Consider the following 14,282-nt stretch of genomic DNA (forward strand, 5'->3'; position numbering starts at 1 on the left):
GAGACGACCGTGAACATCGTCGTACTCGTCAAGCAGGTTCCGGACACCGCTGCCGAGCGCACCCTGTCCGAGGCCGACCACACCCTCGACCGCGAGAACGCCGATCTCGTCCTGGACGAGATCAACGAGCGGGCCGCAGAGGAGGCCCTGACGCTGAAGGAGGCGGTGGGCGCCGAGGTCACCGTCGTGTCCATGGGACCCGACTCCGCACTCGATGCCATCCGCAAGGTCCTGGCGATGGGCGCCGATCGCGGCATCCACATCTGCGACGACAGGCTCCACGGCGCCGACGTCGTGACCACGGCGAAGGTGCTGGCAGCCGCCGTGCGGACGGTGGCGGACGTCGACCTGGTACTCGCGGGCAACGCGACGACCGACGGACAGGCGAGCGCGGTCCCGGCCGTCGTCGCGGACCTGCTCGGCCTGCCGCAGCTGACGCATGCCCGGGAGCTGACCGTGGACGCTGGGCGGGTGCGCGTGGAGCGCGAGACCGAGAACGGCGAGGCGACACTCGACGCACCCCTGCCCGCGCTGGTCAGCGTCACCGAGAAGATCAACGAACCCCGCTACCCCTCGTTCAAGGGGATCATGGCCGCCAAGAAGAAGCCGGTGGAGACGGTCGACCTCGACGACCTGTTCCCGGACGCGGACGCGGACGCGGACGAGGCCGGGTTCCGGGTGACCCGCACTGGTGTCGTGGAGGCCGTACCGCGTCCGGCGCGGGCGACCGGAACCCGTGTCACGGACGACGGCTCGGCCGGTCGGCAGCTCGTCGCATACCTGATCGCCCAGAAGCTCGTCTGAACCGCCCCTCCCCAGCAGTACGACCAGAAGCAGGCACCCATGCCCGATGTCCTCGTCCTCGTCGACCACGACGGGGAACGCGTCCACAAGTGCACGTACGAACTCCTCACCGCCGCCCGGCGATTGGGCGATCCAGCCGCAGTCGTGGTGGGAACGCCCGGCACTGCGGCACGACTCGAGGAGCCCCTCGCCCGCCATGGCGCCACGAGCGTCTACGCGGCTGAATCCACCGAAGCGGACGAGTTTCTCGCCACGCCGGCCGTTGACGCCCTGGAACTCGCCGTCCGGGAGGTCTCCCCGGCCGCCGTTCTCGTCTCCGCGACGACGGACGGCAAGGAGGTGGCCGGGCGGCTCGCCGCGCGGCTGGACGGCGGGCTGCTGATCGACGCGGTCGACGTGGACTCGTGCGGGGTGGCCACGCAGGTCGTCTTCGGTGGGTCGTACACCGTGCGCTCACAGGTCACCCACGGACTGCCGGTGATCACCCTGCGGCCGGGTTCCTTCGAGCCGGAGGAGCGTCCCGTGGAGGCGCGGGCGCGGCAACTCGCCCTCCCGCCGGTCGACCGTGTGGCATCCGCCCGCGTGACCGCCCGGCGCGCCGCGCTCGCGGGTGACCGTCCCGAGCTCACCGAGGCGACCGTCGTCGTCTCCGGCGGGCGGGGTGTCGGAGGGGCGGACGGCTTCAAGGTGGTGGAGCAACTGGCCGACGCCCTGGGCGGAGCGGTGGGGGCCTCACGCGCCGCTGTCGACGCCGGCTACTACCCGCACCAGTACCAGGTGGGGCAGACCGGCAAGTCCGTCTCCCCGCAGCTGTACATCGCCCTCGGCATCTCAGGGGCCATCCAGCACCTTGCCGGGATGCAGACCTCCAAGACGATCCTCGCGGTCAACAAGGACCCCGAGGCGCCGATTCTCGGCCTCGCCGACTACGCCGTGGTGGGAGACCTGTTCGCGGTGGCCCCCCAATTGGCCCAGGAAGTGGCCGCCCGCCGCGCAGTCGGTTGAGGGGACCGACCCCGGAGCATGGGGACGGACACCACGCTGTCCGGACATCGCTCTGCCGGCCCGCCTGAGTCCCGAACCGCAGCGTACGGAGTGGCTCGACGGCGCGGACGGGCCCGCTGTGGGAGCGCGTTTCGTGGGGTACGACCACTGTCGGACGGCCGGTGAGAGGCGGACCGTCTCGTACGTCGTCGAGTTGGAGGAGCAGATCGTGGCCTTCCGGCTCGCCGAGCTCCGAACGAACATTGAGGCCACCTTGCGTGACATCAAGGCGCTTGCCGAACAAGCCGAATGAGCGCTCGGCCGGGCGCCGGCGGAGGGTTACCACGCGGGAGCTCCCGACCCCTGTCACAGGCACAGCGGAGTCGGGAGCTCCCGCGTCGGCCATTGAATCGTCAGACGGCCAGGCGCCGGAACCGGCTGCCGTGGAACACCAGTGGCGCCCGGTCGGGTTCGGCCCTCAAGGCCTGGACCTCCAGCAGGACGATCGTGGGGTCGCCTCCGGGCAGCTCGGCGTGGACCGAGCAGTCCAGCCAGAGGCCGGCACCGTGGACAAACACGCTGCCCTCCTTGGACGCCCCCCAGTCGACCCCCGCGAACCGGTCCCGGCCCTCGCCGGCCAGCGAACGGCAGACCAGGTTTCCTGTCCCTCGGCCAGGACGTTCCGTCCCAGGCGGTTCTGCTTGCGCAGCTTCGGCCAGGTCGATGAGGTGTCCTGGACGCAGACCGACACCAGAGGCGGCCGAGGCAAGACCGGAGTGAACGTACTGGCGGATCAGTGCCGCCGTGCGCAGGTGCAGCTCGGCGAACCGCTACCTGTACACGTTGCCGGCGGCACAGGGGCACACGGTCGCGGGCTGGATCCGGGAACAGCGTCTGGCCCGGTGCCGACGCGACCTCACCGATCCGGCCCCGGACCGCCTCCCCGTCGGTGCCATCGGCGGGCGCTGGGGTTTCGCGGACCCGGCCCACTTCAGCCACGCCTTCAAGTCGCCGTACGGCTTGAGCCCCCGGGAGGCGCGTGCGGGGCGTCGATGATGCCGGCCGGACTCAGCGACGAAAGACAGAGCCTGACCAGTGCCTGACGCGCTCTCAGGCCGTCTGGTAGCTGAAGAAGCCCTGCCCCGACTTACGGCCCAGCAGACCGGATTCGACCATGCGGCGCAGCAGCGGGGGAGGGGCGTACAGCGGTTCCCGGTACTCCTCGTACAGTGCCTCGCCTATTGCCGCCACGGTGTCCAGTCCGATGAGGTCGGCCAGGCGCAGCGGGCCCATGGGATGAGCGCAGCCTGCGGTCATTCCGGTGTCGATGTCCTCTGCCGTCGCCGTGCCGGAGCCGACCATGCGCACGGCTGCCAACAGGTACGGAATCAGCAGGGAGTTCACCACGAAGCCGGCACGGTCCTGGGCGACGATCGTGTCCTTGCCCAGGATCTCGCTCGCGAAGGTGCGAACGCGCAGTTCCGTCGCCTTCGAGGTGTGCAGGGAGGGGACGACCTCGACGAGTGGCATGACGGGAACGGGGTTGAAGAAGTGCAGGCCGACCACCGACTCCGGGCGTCCGGCCGCGGCGGCGAGACGGGCGATGGGGATCGAGGAGGTGTTGCTGGCCAGTACGGCGGCAGGGTCCGTGACCACTTCGCCCAGTTGCCGGAACAGCGCCGTCTTCGCCCGCTCGTCCTCGACGGCCGCCTCGATGACCAGGTCCGCCCCGCTCAGGCGGGAGAGGTCGTCGGTTACCGATATCCCGGCAAGGGCGTGTGCGCGGTCCTCGGGCGCGAGGGCACCGCGCTTCTCCGCCTTCAGCAGGGAGTCCGCCACGCCCGCCAGACCGGCCCGGGCCCTGTCCTCGGTCACGTCGCACAACGTGACGTGCAGTCCCGCCCGGGCGCACACCTCGGTGATGCCCCGGCCCATCTGGCCCGCGCCTACGACGCCCACGTGCTTGATCGCTGTCATGTGCTGCTCCGCCTGCCTCTCCGTCGGGCGGCGGTCGACCGACGCCGCCACGGTGGGTGCTGCCGTGCTGAGCGTAGGGCGGAAAACACCCTCTGACCTGCTGGAACAGTGCGTCATCCGCGTACAAACGTGCGTCGGTTCGATGCTGACCGGTGCCCTGAACGGACGGCATGCCGACAGGGCGTCAGGCTCACGCCGGACGCCTGTTGTGGCTCGGTGGCTCAGGCGGTGGCCGTGGCGGCAGCGGCCTCCCGGAGACGGCGGATCACTCCGCGCACGGCAGGTGAGGTCTCCCCCTTGCGGTAGGCGCCGACCAGCCGGGTCGTCAGCGCCACGTCCGCCAGCGGACGGTACGCCACTCCCGGGACCTGCACGCGGCGCAGCGAATCGGGGACGAGGGCCACCGCGAGACCGCCGCCCACCAGTGTCAGGGCCGCGATGTAGTCCCGCACGGGGGGAGCGCACCGCGGACTGAAGCCCCCTTGCTCCGCCACTTCGAGGATCTGGTCGCGGCAGCCGTACTCCTCATCGAAGTGCGGGGCCACGAAGTTCTCGTCGCACAGTTGGGCCGCCGGTACCGCCTCGTACGCCGCGAGTGGGGCGGCGGCCGGCAGTGCGACGACGACCTGTTCGGTGAGCAGGCAGGTGGCCGTGACGTCGGACGGGTACTCCGGTCTCCAGCGCAGGAAGCCGACGTCGATGTCCCCGCAGGCCAGCGCTTCCAGCTGGGCAGGTGTCTCCAACTCACGGACCTGCACAGTGAGTTCGGTGCCGGGGGCCGCGCAGCGGGTGAGCACGTCGGTCAGCACGCCGGAGAACGCGGCCGAGGCGACGTACGCGATCTGGGCATGTCCGAGCTCTCCTCGACCGGCACGCCGGCCCACCGCCTCGGCCCGTGCGGCCTGCGCGAGGGTCAGCCGTGCCTCTTCGAGGAAGAGCCGCCCGGCGCTGGTCAGAGCCGGGCGGGTGCGCCGTCCGCGGTCGATGAGTCGTACGCCGAGGTGTGACTCCAGCGCTCTGATCTGGGCGCTGAGCGCCGACGGTGCGAGATGCAGCCGGTCCGAGGCTCGCGCGAAGTGCAGTTCCTCCGCGACGACGACGAACGACTCCAGCCAGCGCAGTTCCACCGGTTTCTCCGTCCTGCCGGGACATCCCGCGGCGGCGTCAGGGCAGAACAGGCCCGCCGCGGGGTGAGGATGCGGGATCCGCGGTTCAGGGGATCACGACGTAGTTGCTGAATCCGCCGTCGAGGTCGGTGACGCGCCCCGAAATCGCCTCGTTGACCTCGGCCAGCGGGAAGGGCTTGGTGGTCAGGTAGGACAGGTCCAGTGCCCCGGTCGCCACCATGTCGGCGACTTCCTGGCCCTGCGCGGTGGTGAACCAGTTGGAGCCGATCAGCTGGACCTGCTCGTCCATGAGCCACTTCACGTCGACGGGCAGCCGGTCGGCCACGCCGCCGACATTGACCACCTTGCCGCCGCGGCGCACGCCCTGCATGGAGTCGAGCATCGTCTCCACCGGGGCCTTGGCGCCGAGGGCGCTGATGACGAAGTCCGCTCCCTCGCCGCCGGTGCGGGACTTGGCCCACTCGCCGGTGGAGCCCTCGCCCAGGCGCATGACTTCGATCCGGTCCGGGGCCAACTCCTTGACGCGCTTGAGGAGTTCCTCGTTGCGGCCCGTGCCGAGGACCCTGGAGACGCCGGAGGCCAGGGCGAGGAGGGTGGAGGCGACGCCGAGTGTGCCCGTGATCCCGTCGATGAGCGCGACCTGTCCGGGGCCGGCCGTGGCGTGCTTGAGGGCGCCGTAGGCGGTGCCGATGTAGCCGAGTTTGCCCGCCTGCTCGAACGTCATGTTGTCGGGGATGTTGACGATCGAGTACTGCGGCGCCGTCATGTACTCGGCGAAGCCGCCGTAGGGGTAGAGGTCGAAGATCCGCTGGCCGTCGCGCGAGGTGCTGAAGTAGCCGTTCAGAGTGAAGTAGCGGCACCGGCTGAGCTCGCCCCCGCGGCAGACCTGACAGCTCCCGCAGGACCGCAGTGGGCTCACATAGACCCGGTCGCCGGGCTTGGTGTTGAGCACCGCTTCGCCGACCGCCTCGACCACGCCCGCGGGGTCCAGCCCGAAGATCGCGGGGAGCTTGGGTAGCGGCTGGTGCGGATACCAGGTGGGCCAGTTGTTGATGACGTTCGCCATGTTCGGCACGATTCCGCATGCCTTGACCCGCACCAGCACATCGGTCGGCCGCGGGACCGGCACGTCGATCGTGTCCACCGACATCGGCTCACCGAGCGTGTGCAGTCGGGCAGCGAGCATTTTCGCCATTGAAATACTCCTGAATTGAAAGGCCGTACGGTGCCGAAAGCTACGGATTCGGGAAAGGATTCGGGTAGTCGTCCTCGAGGTCGATGTCCAGCAGACCCATGATGCGGACGCCGGAGTTGTACCAGGCGATGGACAACGACAGTTCGACCATCTGCCGGTCCGTCAGGTGCTCGGCGGCGGCACGCCACGTCTCCGCCGAGACGTCGACCTGGAGCGTGGACTCCCTCGCGAGGCGCATGACCGCCTTCTCCATCTCGTCGAACAGGTCGGCCGACTCGAAGTCGGCCACCGCCGCGAGCTGTTCCTCGGTGAGCCCGGCCTTGAGCCCGTGCGACTGGTGGTGTGCGACCTCGTACGCGGACCGGGTGGCGTGACCCACGGTCAGGATCGCCAGCTCGCGCAACCTGGGGCTGAGGTCGGCGGCCCGCAGCGAGTTGGCGTAGGTCAGGAATGCGTCCAGCTGGGTGGGCGCGTTGGTGAGGGCGAGGAAGATGTTCGCCGTCGGTACCTTGCGTTCGGTCTCCAGCCGGTCATAGAGCGGCTTCAGCGACTCGTCCGCGTCCTCGCGGCGCAGGTAGGGAACTCGTGCCATGACGTCTCCTTGGGGCGGGGCGGACGGAAGGTTCAGGGGAGGGGCTGCTCGAGCAGGAACCGCTCCAGCGACATCGGCTTCGGCGGCTCGGCCGGCGGGATCCGCGGTACGCCGACGAAGGGCGACGCCTCGAAGTACCACTTCTCCAGGGCCGGCAGGCCCCAGCGCGCGTTGGTGCTCAGCGAGGCCGCGTCCCAGCGCACGGGCTCGATCTCGGTGTCGATCGTCTGGTAGTGGCTGTTGAAGACCTCCACCCGGTGCCCGTCGGGGTCCCGGAGGTAGGCGAAGAGCATCCCGCCCGGACCGTGCCGTCCTGGGCCCCGTTCCACGCCGTCGCCGTATCCGAGGATGCCCGCCCAGTCGCAGGCGGAGAAGATGTCGCGGCTCTCGGAGACGGTGTAGGCGAAGTGGTGCAGGGCGGGCCCGGTGTTCTCGACGATCGCGAGGTCCAGGCAGGTGCCCTTGCGGTACATGAAGGCGCCCAGCAGCTTGTCGCCGTGCTCCAGGTACTCCGAGTTGCGGAAGCCGAGCTCGCCGTAGAAGGCGGTCAGTGCGTAGGTGTCCGGCGCGAAGGTCTGGAAGTGGTCCAGACGCTGCGCGTGGGCGCCCTTGTACTGAGCGAAGTCGATGTGCAGCCTGGGCCTGGTCTCCATGTGCGCGCACAGTTCGAGCGGCGTGCCGATGGGGTCGCTGACGTGCAGGGTGCGGCCCTGGTACGGGACGTCGACCCACTCGGCGGGCAGGCCGCGCTCACGGAACCAGGCGTACGCGAGATCGAGGTCCTCGTCGAAGAACACCCGGAAGCCGATCCTCCTGCACGCGCCCGCGCCCTCTTGGTCCAGTTCCAGGACGAGGCTGTGGTGGCAGGCCTCGGCCAGGCCGCGGAGGTGGCAGGTGCGGTCGTCCTCGTCGCTGACGACGAGACCCAGCGCGTTCACGTAGAAGTTCCGGCTCTCGGCCAGGTCGGCGACGGTGAGCCGGACATGACTGGCGCGGGTGATGTTGAAACTCGGGCGCAGATTGACGGGTGGCAGCATGCTGGTCTCCGTGCTCCGATCGGCTCTGTATTTCGGTGACTGTAATACTTCGAGACGGTTTTACGACTTGGTCGTCCAAGGCCCGGATTCGGGGAATGCGAAGGCGGACCATCCGCTGAATTCCGCGGATTCACCGAGGGACTCCTCGATGCGCAGAACCTCGTTCCACTTGGCCATCCGCTCGGAGCGGGTGAACGAGCCCACCTTGAGCTGACCGGCGTCCCAGCCGACGCTCAGATGGGCGATGGTGATGTCCTCGGTCTCACCGGACCGGGCGGAGACGATGGTGCCGAAGCCGGCGTCCTTGCCGGCGCGCAGGGCCTGGAACGCCTCCGTGACGGTGCCGGCCTGGTTCGGCTTGACGAGGACGGCGTTCGCCGCCCCGCCGGTGGCCGCCGCCTCCACCCGCTTGGCGTTCGTGACCAGGTAGTCGTCGCCGATCACCTGGCAGCGGTGGCCGTAACGCCGGGTGAACTCCACCATGCCGTCGGTGTCGTCCTCGCCCACCGGGTCCTCGACGGACAGGATCGGATACCGCTGGATCCAGTCGCCCAGCATGTCGATCAGCGCCGCGGTGTCCAGCGTGCGGTCGTCCAGGGCCAGGGTGTACCGTCCGCCGCTGCCGAACTGCGAGGCGGCGACGTCCAGCGAGATGCCGACCTGGGTCGAGGGTGCGAAGCCCGCCGCCTCGATGGCCCGGGTCAGTGTCTCCAGCGCCTCCTCGTTGGAGTCGAACGCGGGCCAGAAGCCGCCTTCGTCGGCCACACCCTGGGCCTTGCCCGCCTTGCGCATGAGGCTTCCGGCCGCCCGGTAGATCTCCGCTGTCCAGTCCAGCGCCTCGGAGAAGCTGCCGGCCGCAGGGCACATCACCATGAAGTCCTGGACGTCGACGCGACGGTCCGCATGGGCACCGCCGCCGAAGATCTGGATCTCCGGCAGGGGGATACGGACCGGCCGTCCGCCTGCCAGGTGCTGCCACAGCGGTACGCCCGCAGACGCGGCGGCGGCGTGCAGGACCGCCATGGACGTGGCCACGATCGCGTTGCCGCCGAGACGGCTGCGGTCGGGGGTGCCGTCGAGGTCCACCAGGAGCCGGTCGACGGCCTCCTGGTCGGTCGCGTCGCGATTCAGGAGGGCGGGCGCGATCTCATGGTTCACCGAACCGACCGCGCGATGGACGTCGAGTCCGCCGAAGCGGCTGCCGCCGTCGCGCAGGTCGAGCGCCTCGCCCTGGCCCGTCGACGCGCCCGCCGGTGCGATGGCCCGGCCGATCGCGCCGTCCGCGAGATGGACCTCGGCCTCCACGGTCGGTCGCCCGCGTGAGTCCCACACCCTGCGGCCGTGGAGCTTGGCGATCCGCGCGTCTGTCATGGCGGTGCAACCTTTCGGAGTTCGGACGTCGGGGCGCCGAGCGGTGCCTGCGCCTGTCATCGGGGGAGGGCGTCCCCGCAGCCGGAGACGTACGACTCCGCGCCCACGAACTGGCGAGGTCGAAGGCCGGAGCCGGCGTCCGAAGGGGTGCGGCGCCCTGGGCGCGAGTGACAAGGGGGAGGACGAGGGATGCTCATCCGCTGCGGCCCTCAACGTGCTAACGATAGCGCAATCGTGCGAAGTGTCGGTGGTTCTGTCAAGGGGTGACAGGTGTTCCGGTCCGGTTTCTGCTGCTGGTTTCCGTCACTCTTGGTCCATCGGCACGTGAATGCTATCGTTTGCACAATCCGTTCGCGCGACCCGTTGCGCTGCGGCAAGAGCTCCGGCGAGCCCGCGCTGCCCTGAACCGACGGACAGCACAGGCAGCGCGGGTTCGCCGGGCCCGATCGTGGTCGACAGGAAAGCGAGCCCGACATGACACCCGAGCCCTCTGTGGCACCGATGACCCTCACCACAGTGGTGGCCAGCACGCGTCCCGGACGCGTGGGCAGGTCCGTCGCGGATTGGTTCACCGCCCGGGTCGCGGAGTGCGAGCAGTTCGAGTCGCACCTGGTCGACCTGCACGAACTCGCTCTGCCGTTCTTCGACGAGCCGCATCCGCCCGCTCTGCAGCAGTACACGAAGAGCCACACCCGCGCATGGAGCCGGATCGTCGACGCCTCGGACGCGTTCGTGTTCGTCACCCCGGAATACAACGGAGGCTTCCCGGCTCCCCTGAAGAACGCGTGGGACTTCCTCGTCGTGGAGTGGCAGCACAAGCCTGCCGCGTTCGTGAGCTACGGAGGTGTCTCGGCGGGCACCCGGGCGGTGCAGATGGCCAAGCAGGTCGTGGCGAATCTGCGGATGCTGCCGATCGGCCCGACTGTGAGCATTCCGTTCGTCAATGAACGCGTCGAGGACGGTGCGTTCCGGCCGGGCAAGATCCATGAGGCCGCCGCCGAGCAGATGCTCGACGAGCTCGTGCGCACCGCTGCCGTCATGCGCCGGCTGCGCAGTGGAACGTACTGACCCGGCAGCGAGGACGTGAAGGCGCCCGGAGCGCATTGCTCCGGGCGCCTTTCGTCGTGGTGGCCGAGGTTCCCATGGCGGGCGCGGACCGCCCGTGACTCAGGCGGGCCGCCCATGACTCAGACGGGCCGCCCATGACTCAGACGGGCCTGGACGGAGCCTTTCCGCCAGGGGGCGCCGTACTGCCGCGCACGACCAGCGACCCGGGGGAGAGTGACGTGTACGGGCCGTCGTTGCTCGGCTTGGTCTTGAGGCGACGCATCATCCACAGCGCGCAGCCGGTGGCCATCTCCTGGATGGGCAGGCCGACCGTGGTGAGTCCAGGGCCCCACCAGGAGAACCCGGGCTCGTCCCCGAACCCGACCACGGACAGCTCCTGGGGCACCTTCACACCCTGCTGGGACAGCTCCTCCAGGACGCCGAGGGTGAGCTGGATCGATCCCAGCACGAGCGCGGTGGGCACATCCCGCCCCGTCAGTAGCCTGCGCACCGTATCGCGGCCGTGGTCGACCGACGACGGCGGTCCCAGCTCCGCGCGCCCGGCATCGTCCGGCAGGCCACCTTCGTGCAGGGCGCTGCGGAAGCCGCGCAGACGCTCGGCGCCCGTGGGCAGCTCTTCGGGGCCGCCGAGGTAGGCGATGCGGGTGTGGCCCTGCGCCACCAGGTGGGCCGTGGCCTGACGCAGCGCCTCGTGGTCGTCCACGCCGAACCACTGCGAACCGAGCGACGGGTGGCGGCGCAGCAGCTGCAAGTGCGGCATGGCGCGCAGGAGTCTGACGGACTCGGTGTGCGGGCGGGCGGTGGGCACGATGATGACGCCGGCCACGCGGTTGGCGGACAGTTCCCGCAGGTGGCGGAGTTCCGCCGTCCGGTCGTCGTCGGTCTCCGAGAGCATCAGCTGGAAGCCCTCGGCCTCCATGTTCTTGGACAGCTCGTGCGCGATGGTCGAGTAGAAGCTGTTGCGGATGTCCGGGATCACCAGCGCGACCACGTTGCTGGAGGCTCCGCGCATCATCCGGGCCGCCCGGTTGCCGACGTACCCCATCTCGGAAGCGGCCTGTCTGACGCGGAACTTGGTCTCCTCGCTGATACGTGGATCGTCGGCGAGCGCCCGTCCCACCGTCGACACGGAGACTCCGAGGCGCTCGGCGATGTCCCTGGTCGTGATCACGTAAGGAATCCCCTCGACTGACTGGTCCCGTGCCGTCACATTCCGTGTGCCAACGATAGCACCGCCGTTGCGCTCCGTGGTCGGGCGGGATGGAGGGCGCCGGGTTGACCTCTGTCTTTGTGCTAACGTTAGCATTGCTGAATGGGCCGTGCAGCCGCCCGCGGCTGCCTAGTTGCGGAGGTTTCCGTGCGGATCGTCAGGTATGCCATCGGCGGGGTGCGTCACTACGGGGAACTCGAATCCGGTGACGCGAGGATCGCGAGATTCGAGGGTGATCCCTTCACCGGGTTGTCCCCTACGGGGCACATCGACCAGGTGGACGACGTCGTCATTCTCCCGCCGGTCGAGCAACCCCGGATATTCGGGTTCGCCTACAACTACGCCTCACATGTCGATGAGACCGACCGTGAGATTCCCGAAGTTCCGGTGTGCTTCATGAAGCCGAGCACGGCGGTTGTGGGGCCGGGGGATGCCATCGTCTATCCGGCGGACGGTGAACTGATCCATTTCGAAGGCGAGTTGGTCGCCGTCATCGGAAAGAAAGCCCGCCATGTGAAGCCCTCGGAGGCCCATGAGTACATCCTCGGCTATACGTGCGGCAATGACGTCAGTGACCGCGTCGTCCAGCGCAAGGAAAGCACTTACGGAACGCTCCTGATCGGGAAGGGCCAGGACACCTTCGCTCCCGTCGGGCCGGTCATCGCGACCGAGCTCGACCCTTCGGGGCTGTCCCTGACGACCCGTGTGAACGGCACGGTCATGCAGTCGGCGAGCACGGCGGACCTGCTGCTCCCGGCTCCGGACCTCGTCAGCTACCTCAGCCGCCATCTGACGCTGCTGCCCGGAGACATGATCATGACCGGCACGCCTTCCGGCGTCGGGCCGATCCGTCCCGGGGACGAGGTAGAGGTCGAGATCGAGGGCATCGGCGTCCTGCGCAATCCTGTCGTGGCCGAGAGCCGTTGACCGGCGGACGCCCGCCGGCTTCCGCCCCAACGGGGCCTGCCCACCGCTCGGCGGTGGGCAGGCCCCTTGGCGTGTCAGTGGTGGGCCGCGTCAGCGGACCGCGTTGTTGAACACCGCGGGACGGACGAAGGTCAGGGCGGCGACGCCCACCAGCGGGAGGAACGTGACCTGGAGCAGGCCCGCCTGGCTCCAGCCGAAGGAGTCCACGAGCGCGGCGAAGAGCAGTCCCGAGAATGCCGCCGGTCCGTAGTAGCTGGTGACGAAGAGACCTGAGGCGCGTCCGATCTGCCCGGGACGGACGGCCCGCTGCATCGCGCTGTTGGTGTTGGGGTAGATGAAGCCCAGCCCGAACGCGCCCATGAGGAAGGCGAACACGCACTGCAGGCCCACTGAGGCCTGCGTCTCGTAGATGCACACGCTGATGGCGGAGACGGCCAGCAGGCTGAGGACGAGCAGGGTGCGCTGGTTGACGCGGTCGCCGAGCCAGCCGCCGAGTACGGCCGTCATGCCACCGAAGCCGAGGAAGCTCATGGCCAGTGCGGCCTGCTCGGCGGAGTAGTGCAGCGAGGTGATGAGGTACGTCGGGTAGAGGCCAAGGAAGCCGTAGATTGCCACGCCGCTGACGACGGAGTGGACGGTCAGGGCGATGGTGTTGCGGTTGTAGGCCGAGGCCGGCATGTGGTCGTAGGTCTTGGTCGATACGACGTGTTCGGTGGAGTGCTCGGTCAGACCGGACCTCACAAGGAACAGGGAGGCGGCGGCTATCAGCAGGCCGGCGGTGCCGAAGAGATAGAAGGGCGAGTGCCAGGTGCCGTGCAGGCCCATGAGGTGGACGCCGATCAGCGGGGCGATGAACACGCCGACGGAGTAGCCCACGCCGATGATGCCGAAGGCGAGACCGCGCCGGTGGGCGAAGAAGGCGCCCATCGCGGCGAAGATGGCGGCGGACTGCATGCCCTCACCGAAGCCCGAGACGACCCGGTACAGGGTCATGTCGGCGAAACCGGTGGCCAGCGGCGTGGCCATCGTGCCCACGGAGTAGATCACGATGCTGGCCAGCAACACCGTCTTTCGTCGGAAGCGGTCCAGGAAGTAGCCCGCGGGCAGGCCGGCCAGGGCCATACCGAGGGTGAAGTTGGTCGCCAGCAGCCCGCCCTGCTCCAGGGAGAACCCGTACTCCTCACGGATGTTGGGCAGCAGGGGAGGGAAGACCTGGCGGTCCATCGCATTGACCATGTAGGAGAGGATGATCAGCAGGAAGCCCGTCCCGATCATGGCCCGGGAAATGGGCGGACGGGTGCTTTCCTGATCAGTGCCGTCGCCGGGAACTGCACTGGTGTCGACTTGCGCTGCGTGAGTCATAGCGGCTCCTGAGGAGGAATGGGCCACGGCAGGCCGCGGCGGACGCATCGCCGGTACGGGTCGTACGGGCGGCGGCGAGAAGCGGTGAGACGAGAAGCAGTGGGGGGAGGAACGGGAAGACCAGAAGCGGTGAACACGGACTCGGTCGAGTCGGCGACGGTGATGCGGCCGCCGACGGGCGGAAAAGGGGCGACGGGCTGCCGCGCGGTCGCATGCCGCATGCGGAACTCAGCCGTATGTCGCCCGCCGGGACGTCCGTGGCTATGGCGTCTTCGACAGCCGGACCTCGTGCGGCCATTTACCGGGTCACACGGTCGGTGTTGCCAGAACCATGAAGGGAAGTCCGTGGCGCGTCAAGATGCGGACAACGGATTTCTTCGGAATTCCATCGTTTCCCGTGGTGGCCGGGTTCCTCGATATTGGCCGGGCCGTGCCACAAGGCGCCGGCGACCGGCTGTGCGTCACACTCTTGACGCGTCGAAGGCCGTGAGTGCTATCGTTAGCACCACGTGGCTGTGACAGAGTGATTCGACGTGCCCCGGCATCTCGTGACCCGTTCCAGGGGCGTGGCGCCCGAACCGACCACAAGTCGGCGAGCGCCGGCAGCCCACCCGGCCCAGTGCCCCCT

At 69.0% G+C, this 14,282-nt stretch carries 15 protein-coding genes and 1 pseudogene; 6 read left to right on the forward strand and 10 right to left on the reverse strand.

What is annotated here, in order from left to right; translation table 11 throughout:
- Positions 1–9 precede the first annotated feature (9 nt).
- From CA983_RS12645 to CA983_RS46200, 3 genes are all read left to right on the forward strand, one after another.
- Positions 10–804, forward strand: a complete 795-nt coding sequence (locus tag CA983_RS12645) for an electron transfer flavoprotein subunit beta/FixA family protein (RefSeq protein ID WP_086600993.1) — start codon at positions 10–12, stop codon at positions 802–804.
- Between the two features lie 39 nt (positions 805–843).
- The gene (locus tag CA983_RS12650) at positions 844–1,809 is read left to right on the forward strand and encodes an electron transfer flavoprotein subunit alpha/FixB family protein (RefSeq protein WP_086600994.1); all 966 of its coding nucleotides are present in this window, start codon (positions 844–846) and stop codon (positions 1,807–1,809) included.
- Positions 1,810–1,942: 133 nt separating this feature from the next.
- Positions 1,943–2,101, forward strand: a complete 159-nt coding sequence (locus CA983_RS46200; protein WP_158101859.1) for a hypothetical protein — start codon at positions 1,943–1,945, stop codon at positions 2,099–2,101.
- Between the two features lie 100 nt (positions 2,102–2,201).
- Here the strand turns inward: CA983_RS46200 and CA983_RS49485 are convergent, their stop codons facing one another.
- Entirely contained in the window at positions 2,202–2,444 is a 243-nt protein-coding gene (locus CA983_RS49485) for a flavin reductase family protein (protein ID WP_425276446.1), read from the reverse strand.
- A gap of 5 nt (positions 2,445–2,449) precedes the next feature.
- A pseudogene (locus CA983_RS49490) lies at positions 2,450–2,566 on the reverse strand (flavin reductase family protein); the annotation flags it as partial.
- A gap of 26 nt (positions 2,567–2,592) precedes the next feature.
- Here CA983_RS49490 and CA983_RS12660 point away from each other — a divergent pair.
- Positions 2,593–2,844: a helix-turn-helix domain-containing protein gene (locus CA983_RS12660; protein WP_244206838.1), complete on the forward strand. Its 252-nt coding sequence runs from the start codon at positions 2,593–2,595 to the stop codon at positions 2,842–2,844.
- Between the two features lie 54 nt (positions 2,845–2,898).
- On the opposite strand, the gene CA983_RS12665 is transcribed toward CA983_RS12660, so the two are convergent.
- The 6 genes from CA983_RS12665 to eno form a co-directional block, all read right to left on the reverse strand.
- Positions 2,899–3,765, reverse strand: a complete 867-nt coding sequence (locus CA983_RS12665) for a 3-hydroxybutyryl-CoA dehydrogenase (protein ID WP_086600996.1) — start codon at positions 3,763–3,765, stop codon at positions 2,899–2,901.
- Between the two features lie 221 nt (positions 3,766–3,986).
- Complete coding sequence (locus CA983_RS12670) at positions 3,987–4,892, reverse strand: LysR substrate-binding domain-containing protein (protein WP_086600997.1); 906 nt, start codon at positions 4,890–4,892, stop codon at positions 3,987–3,989.
- Positions 4,893–4,977: 85 nt separating this feature from the next.
- A complete protein-coding gene (locus tag CA983_RS12675; RefSeq protein WP_086600998.1) occupies positions 4,978–6,078 on the reverse strand; it encodes an alcohol dehydrogenase catalytic domain-containing protein in 1,101 nt (366 codons plus the stop codon).
- A 49-nt stretch (positions 6,079–6,127) separates the two neighbouring features.
- Positions 6,128–6,679 (reverse strand): carboxymuconolactone decarboxylase family protein, encoded by a 552-nt coding sequence (locus CA983_RS12680; protein ID WP_086600999.1) that lies wholly within the window; start codon positions 6,677–6,679, stop codon positions 6,128–6,130.
- A 32-nt stretch (positions 6,680–6,711) separates the two neighbouring features.
- The gene (locus CA983_RS12685) at positions 6,712–7,716 is read right to left on the reverse strand and encodes a VOC family protein (RefSeq protein WP_086601000.1); all 1,005 of its coding nucleotides are present in this window, start codon (positions 7,714–7,716) and stop codon (positions 6,712–6,714) included.
- A 60-nt stretch (positions 7,717–7,776) separates the two neighbouring features.
- Entirely contained in the window at positions 7,777–9,087 is a 1,311-nt protein-coding gene (gene eno / locus CA983_RS12690) for a phosphopyruvate hydratase (RefSeq protein WP_086601001.1), read from the reverse strand.
- Positions 9,088–9,588: 501 nt separating this feature from the next.
- Here eno and CA983_RS12695 point away from each other — a divergent pair.
- Complete coding sequence (locus CA983_RS12695; RefSeq protein ID WP_244206839.1) at positions 9,589–10,155, forward strand: NADPH-dependent FMN reductase; 567 nt, start codon at positions 9,589–9,591, stop codon at positions 10,153–10,155.
- A gap of 139 nt (positions 10,156–10,294) precedes the next feature.
- Here the strand turns inward: CA983_RS12695 and CA983_RS12700 are convergent, their stop codons facing one another.
- On the reverse strand, positions 10,295–11,326 hold the full coding sequence (locus CA983_RS12700) for a LacI family DNA-binding transcriptional regulator (RefSeq protein ID WP_086601003.1): 1,032 nt from the start codon (positions 11,324–11,326) through the stop codon (positions 10,295–10,297).
- A gap of 186 nt (positions 11,327–11,512) precedes the next feature.
- Here CA983_RS12700 and CA983_RS12705 point away from each other — a divergent pair, with 186 nt between their 5' ends.
- Positions 11,513–12,292 carry a fumarylacetoacetate hydrolase family protein gene (locus CA983_RS12705; protein ID WP_086601004.1) on the forward strand — a complete coding sequence of 260 codons (780 nt, stop codon included), beginning with the start codon at positions 11,513–11,515 and terminating at the stop codon, positions 12,290–12,292.
- Between the two features lie 90 nt (positions 12,293–12,382).
- Here the strand turns inward: CA983_RS12705 and CA983_RS12710 are convergent, their stop codons facing one another.
- A complete protein-coding gene (locus tag CA983_RS12710) occupies positions 12,383–13,567 on the reverse strand; it encodes an MFS transporter (RefSeq protein WP_244206841.1) in 1,185 nt (394 codons plus the stop codon).
- Between the last annotated feature and the right edge of the window lie 715 nt (positions 13,568–14,282).

Origin of the sequence: Streptomyces swartbergensis, assembly GCF_002148965.1 — a bacterium.
Classification (GTDB): domain Bacteria; phylum Actinomycetota; class Actinomycetes; order Streptomycetales; family Streptomycetaceae; genus Streptomyces; species Streptomyces swartbergensis.

Coding starts and splice junctions, on each gene's coding strand:
- CA983_RS12675 (WP_086600998.1), bottom strand. CDS start 6,078: ATGCTCGCTGCCCGACTGCACACGCTCGGTGAGCCGATGTCGGTGGAC.
- CA983_RS12710 (WP_244206841.1), bottom strand. CDS start 13,567: ATGATCGGGACGGGCTTCCTGCTGATCATCCTCTCCTACATGGTCAAT.
- CA983_RS12665 (WP_086600996.1), bottom strand. CDS start 3,765: ATGACAGCGATCAAGCACGTGGGCGTCGTAGGCGCGGGCCAGATGGGC.
- CA983_RS12695 (WP_244206839.1), top strand. CDS start 9,589: ATGACCCTCACCACAGTGGTGGCCAGCACGCGTCCCGGACGCGTGGGC.
- CA983_RS12650 (WP_086600994.1), top strand. CDS start 844: ATGCCCGATGTCCTCGTCCTCGTCGACCACGACGGGGAACGCGTCCAC.
- eno (WP_086601001.1), bottom strand. CDS start 9,087: ATGACAGACGCGCGGATCGCCAAGCTCCACGGCCGCAGGGTGTGGGAC.
- CA983_RS12685 (WP_086601000.1), bottom strand. CDS start 7,716: ATGCTGCCACCCGTCAATCTGCGCCCGAGTTTCAACATCACCCGCGCC.
- CA983_RS12680 (WP_086600999.1), bottom strand. CDS start 6,679: ATGGCACGAGTTCCCTACCTGCGCCGCGAGGACGCGGACGAGTCGCTG.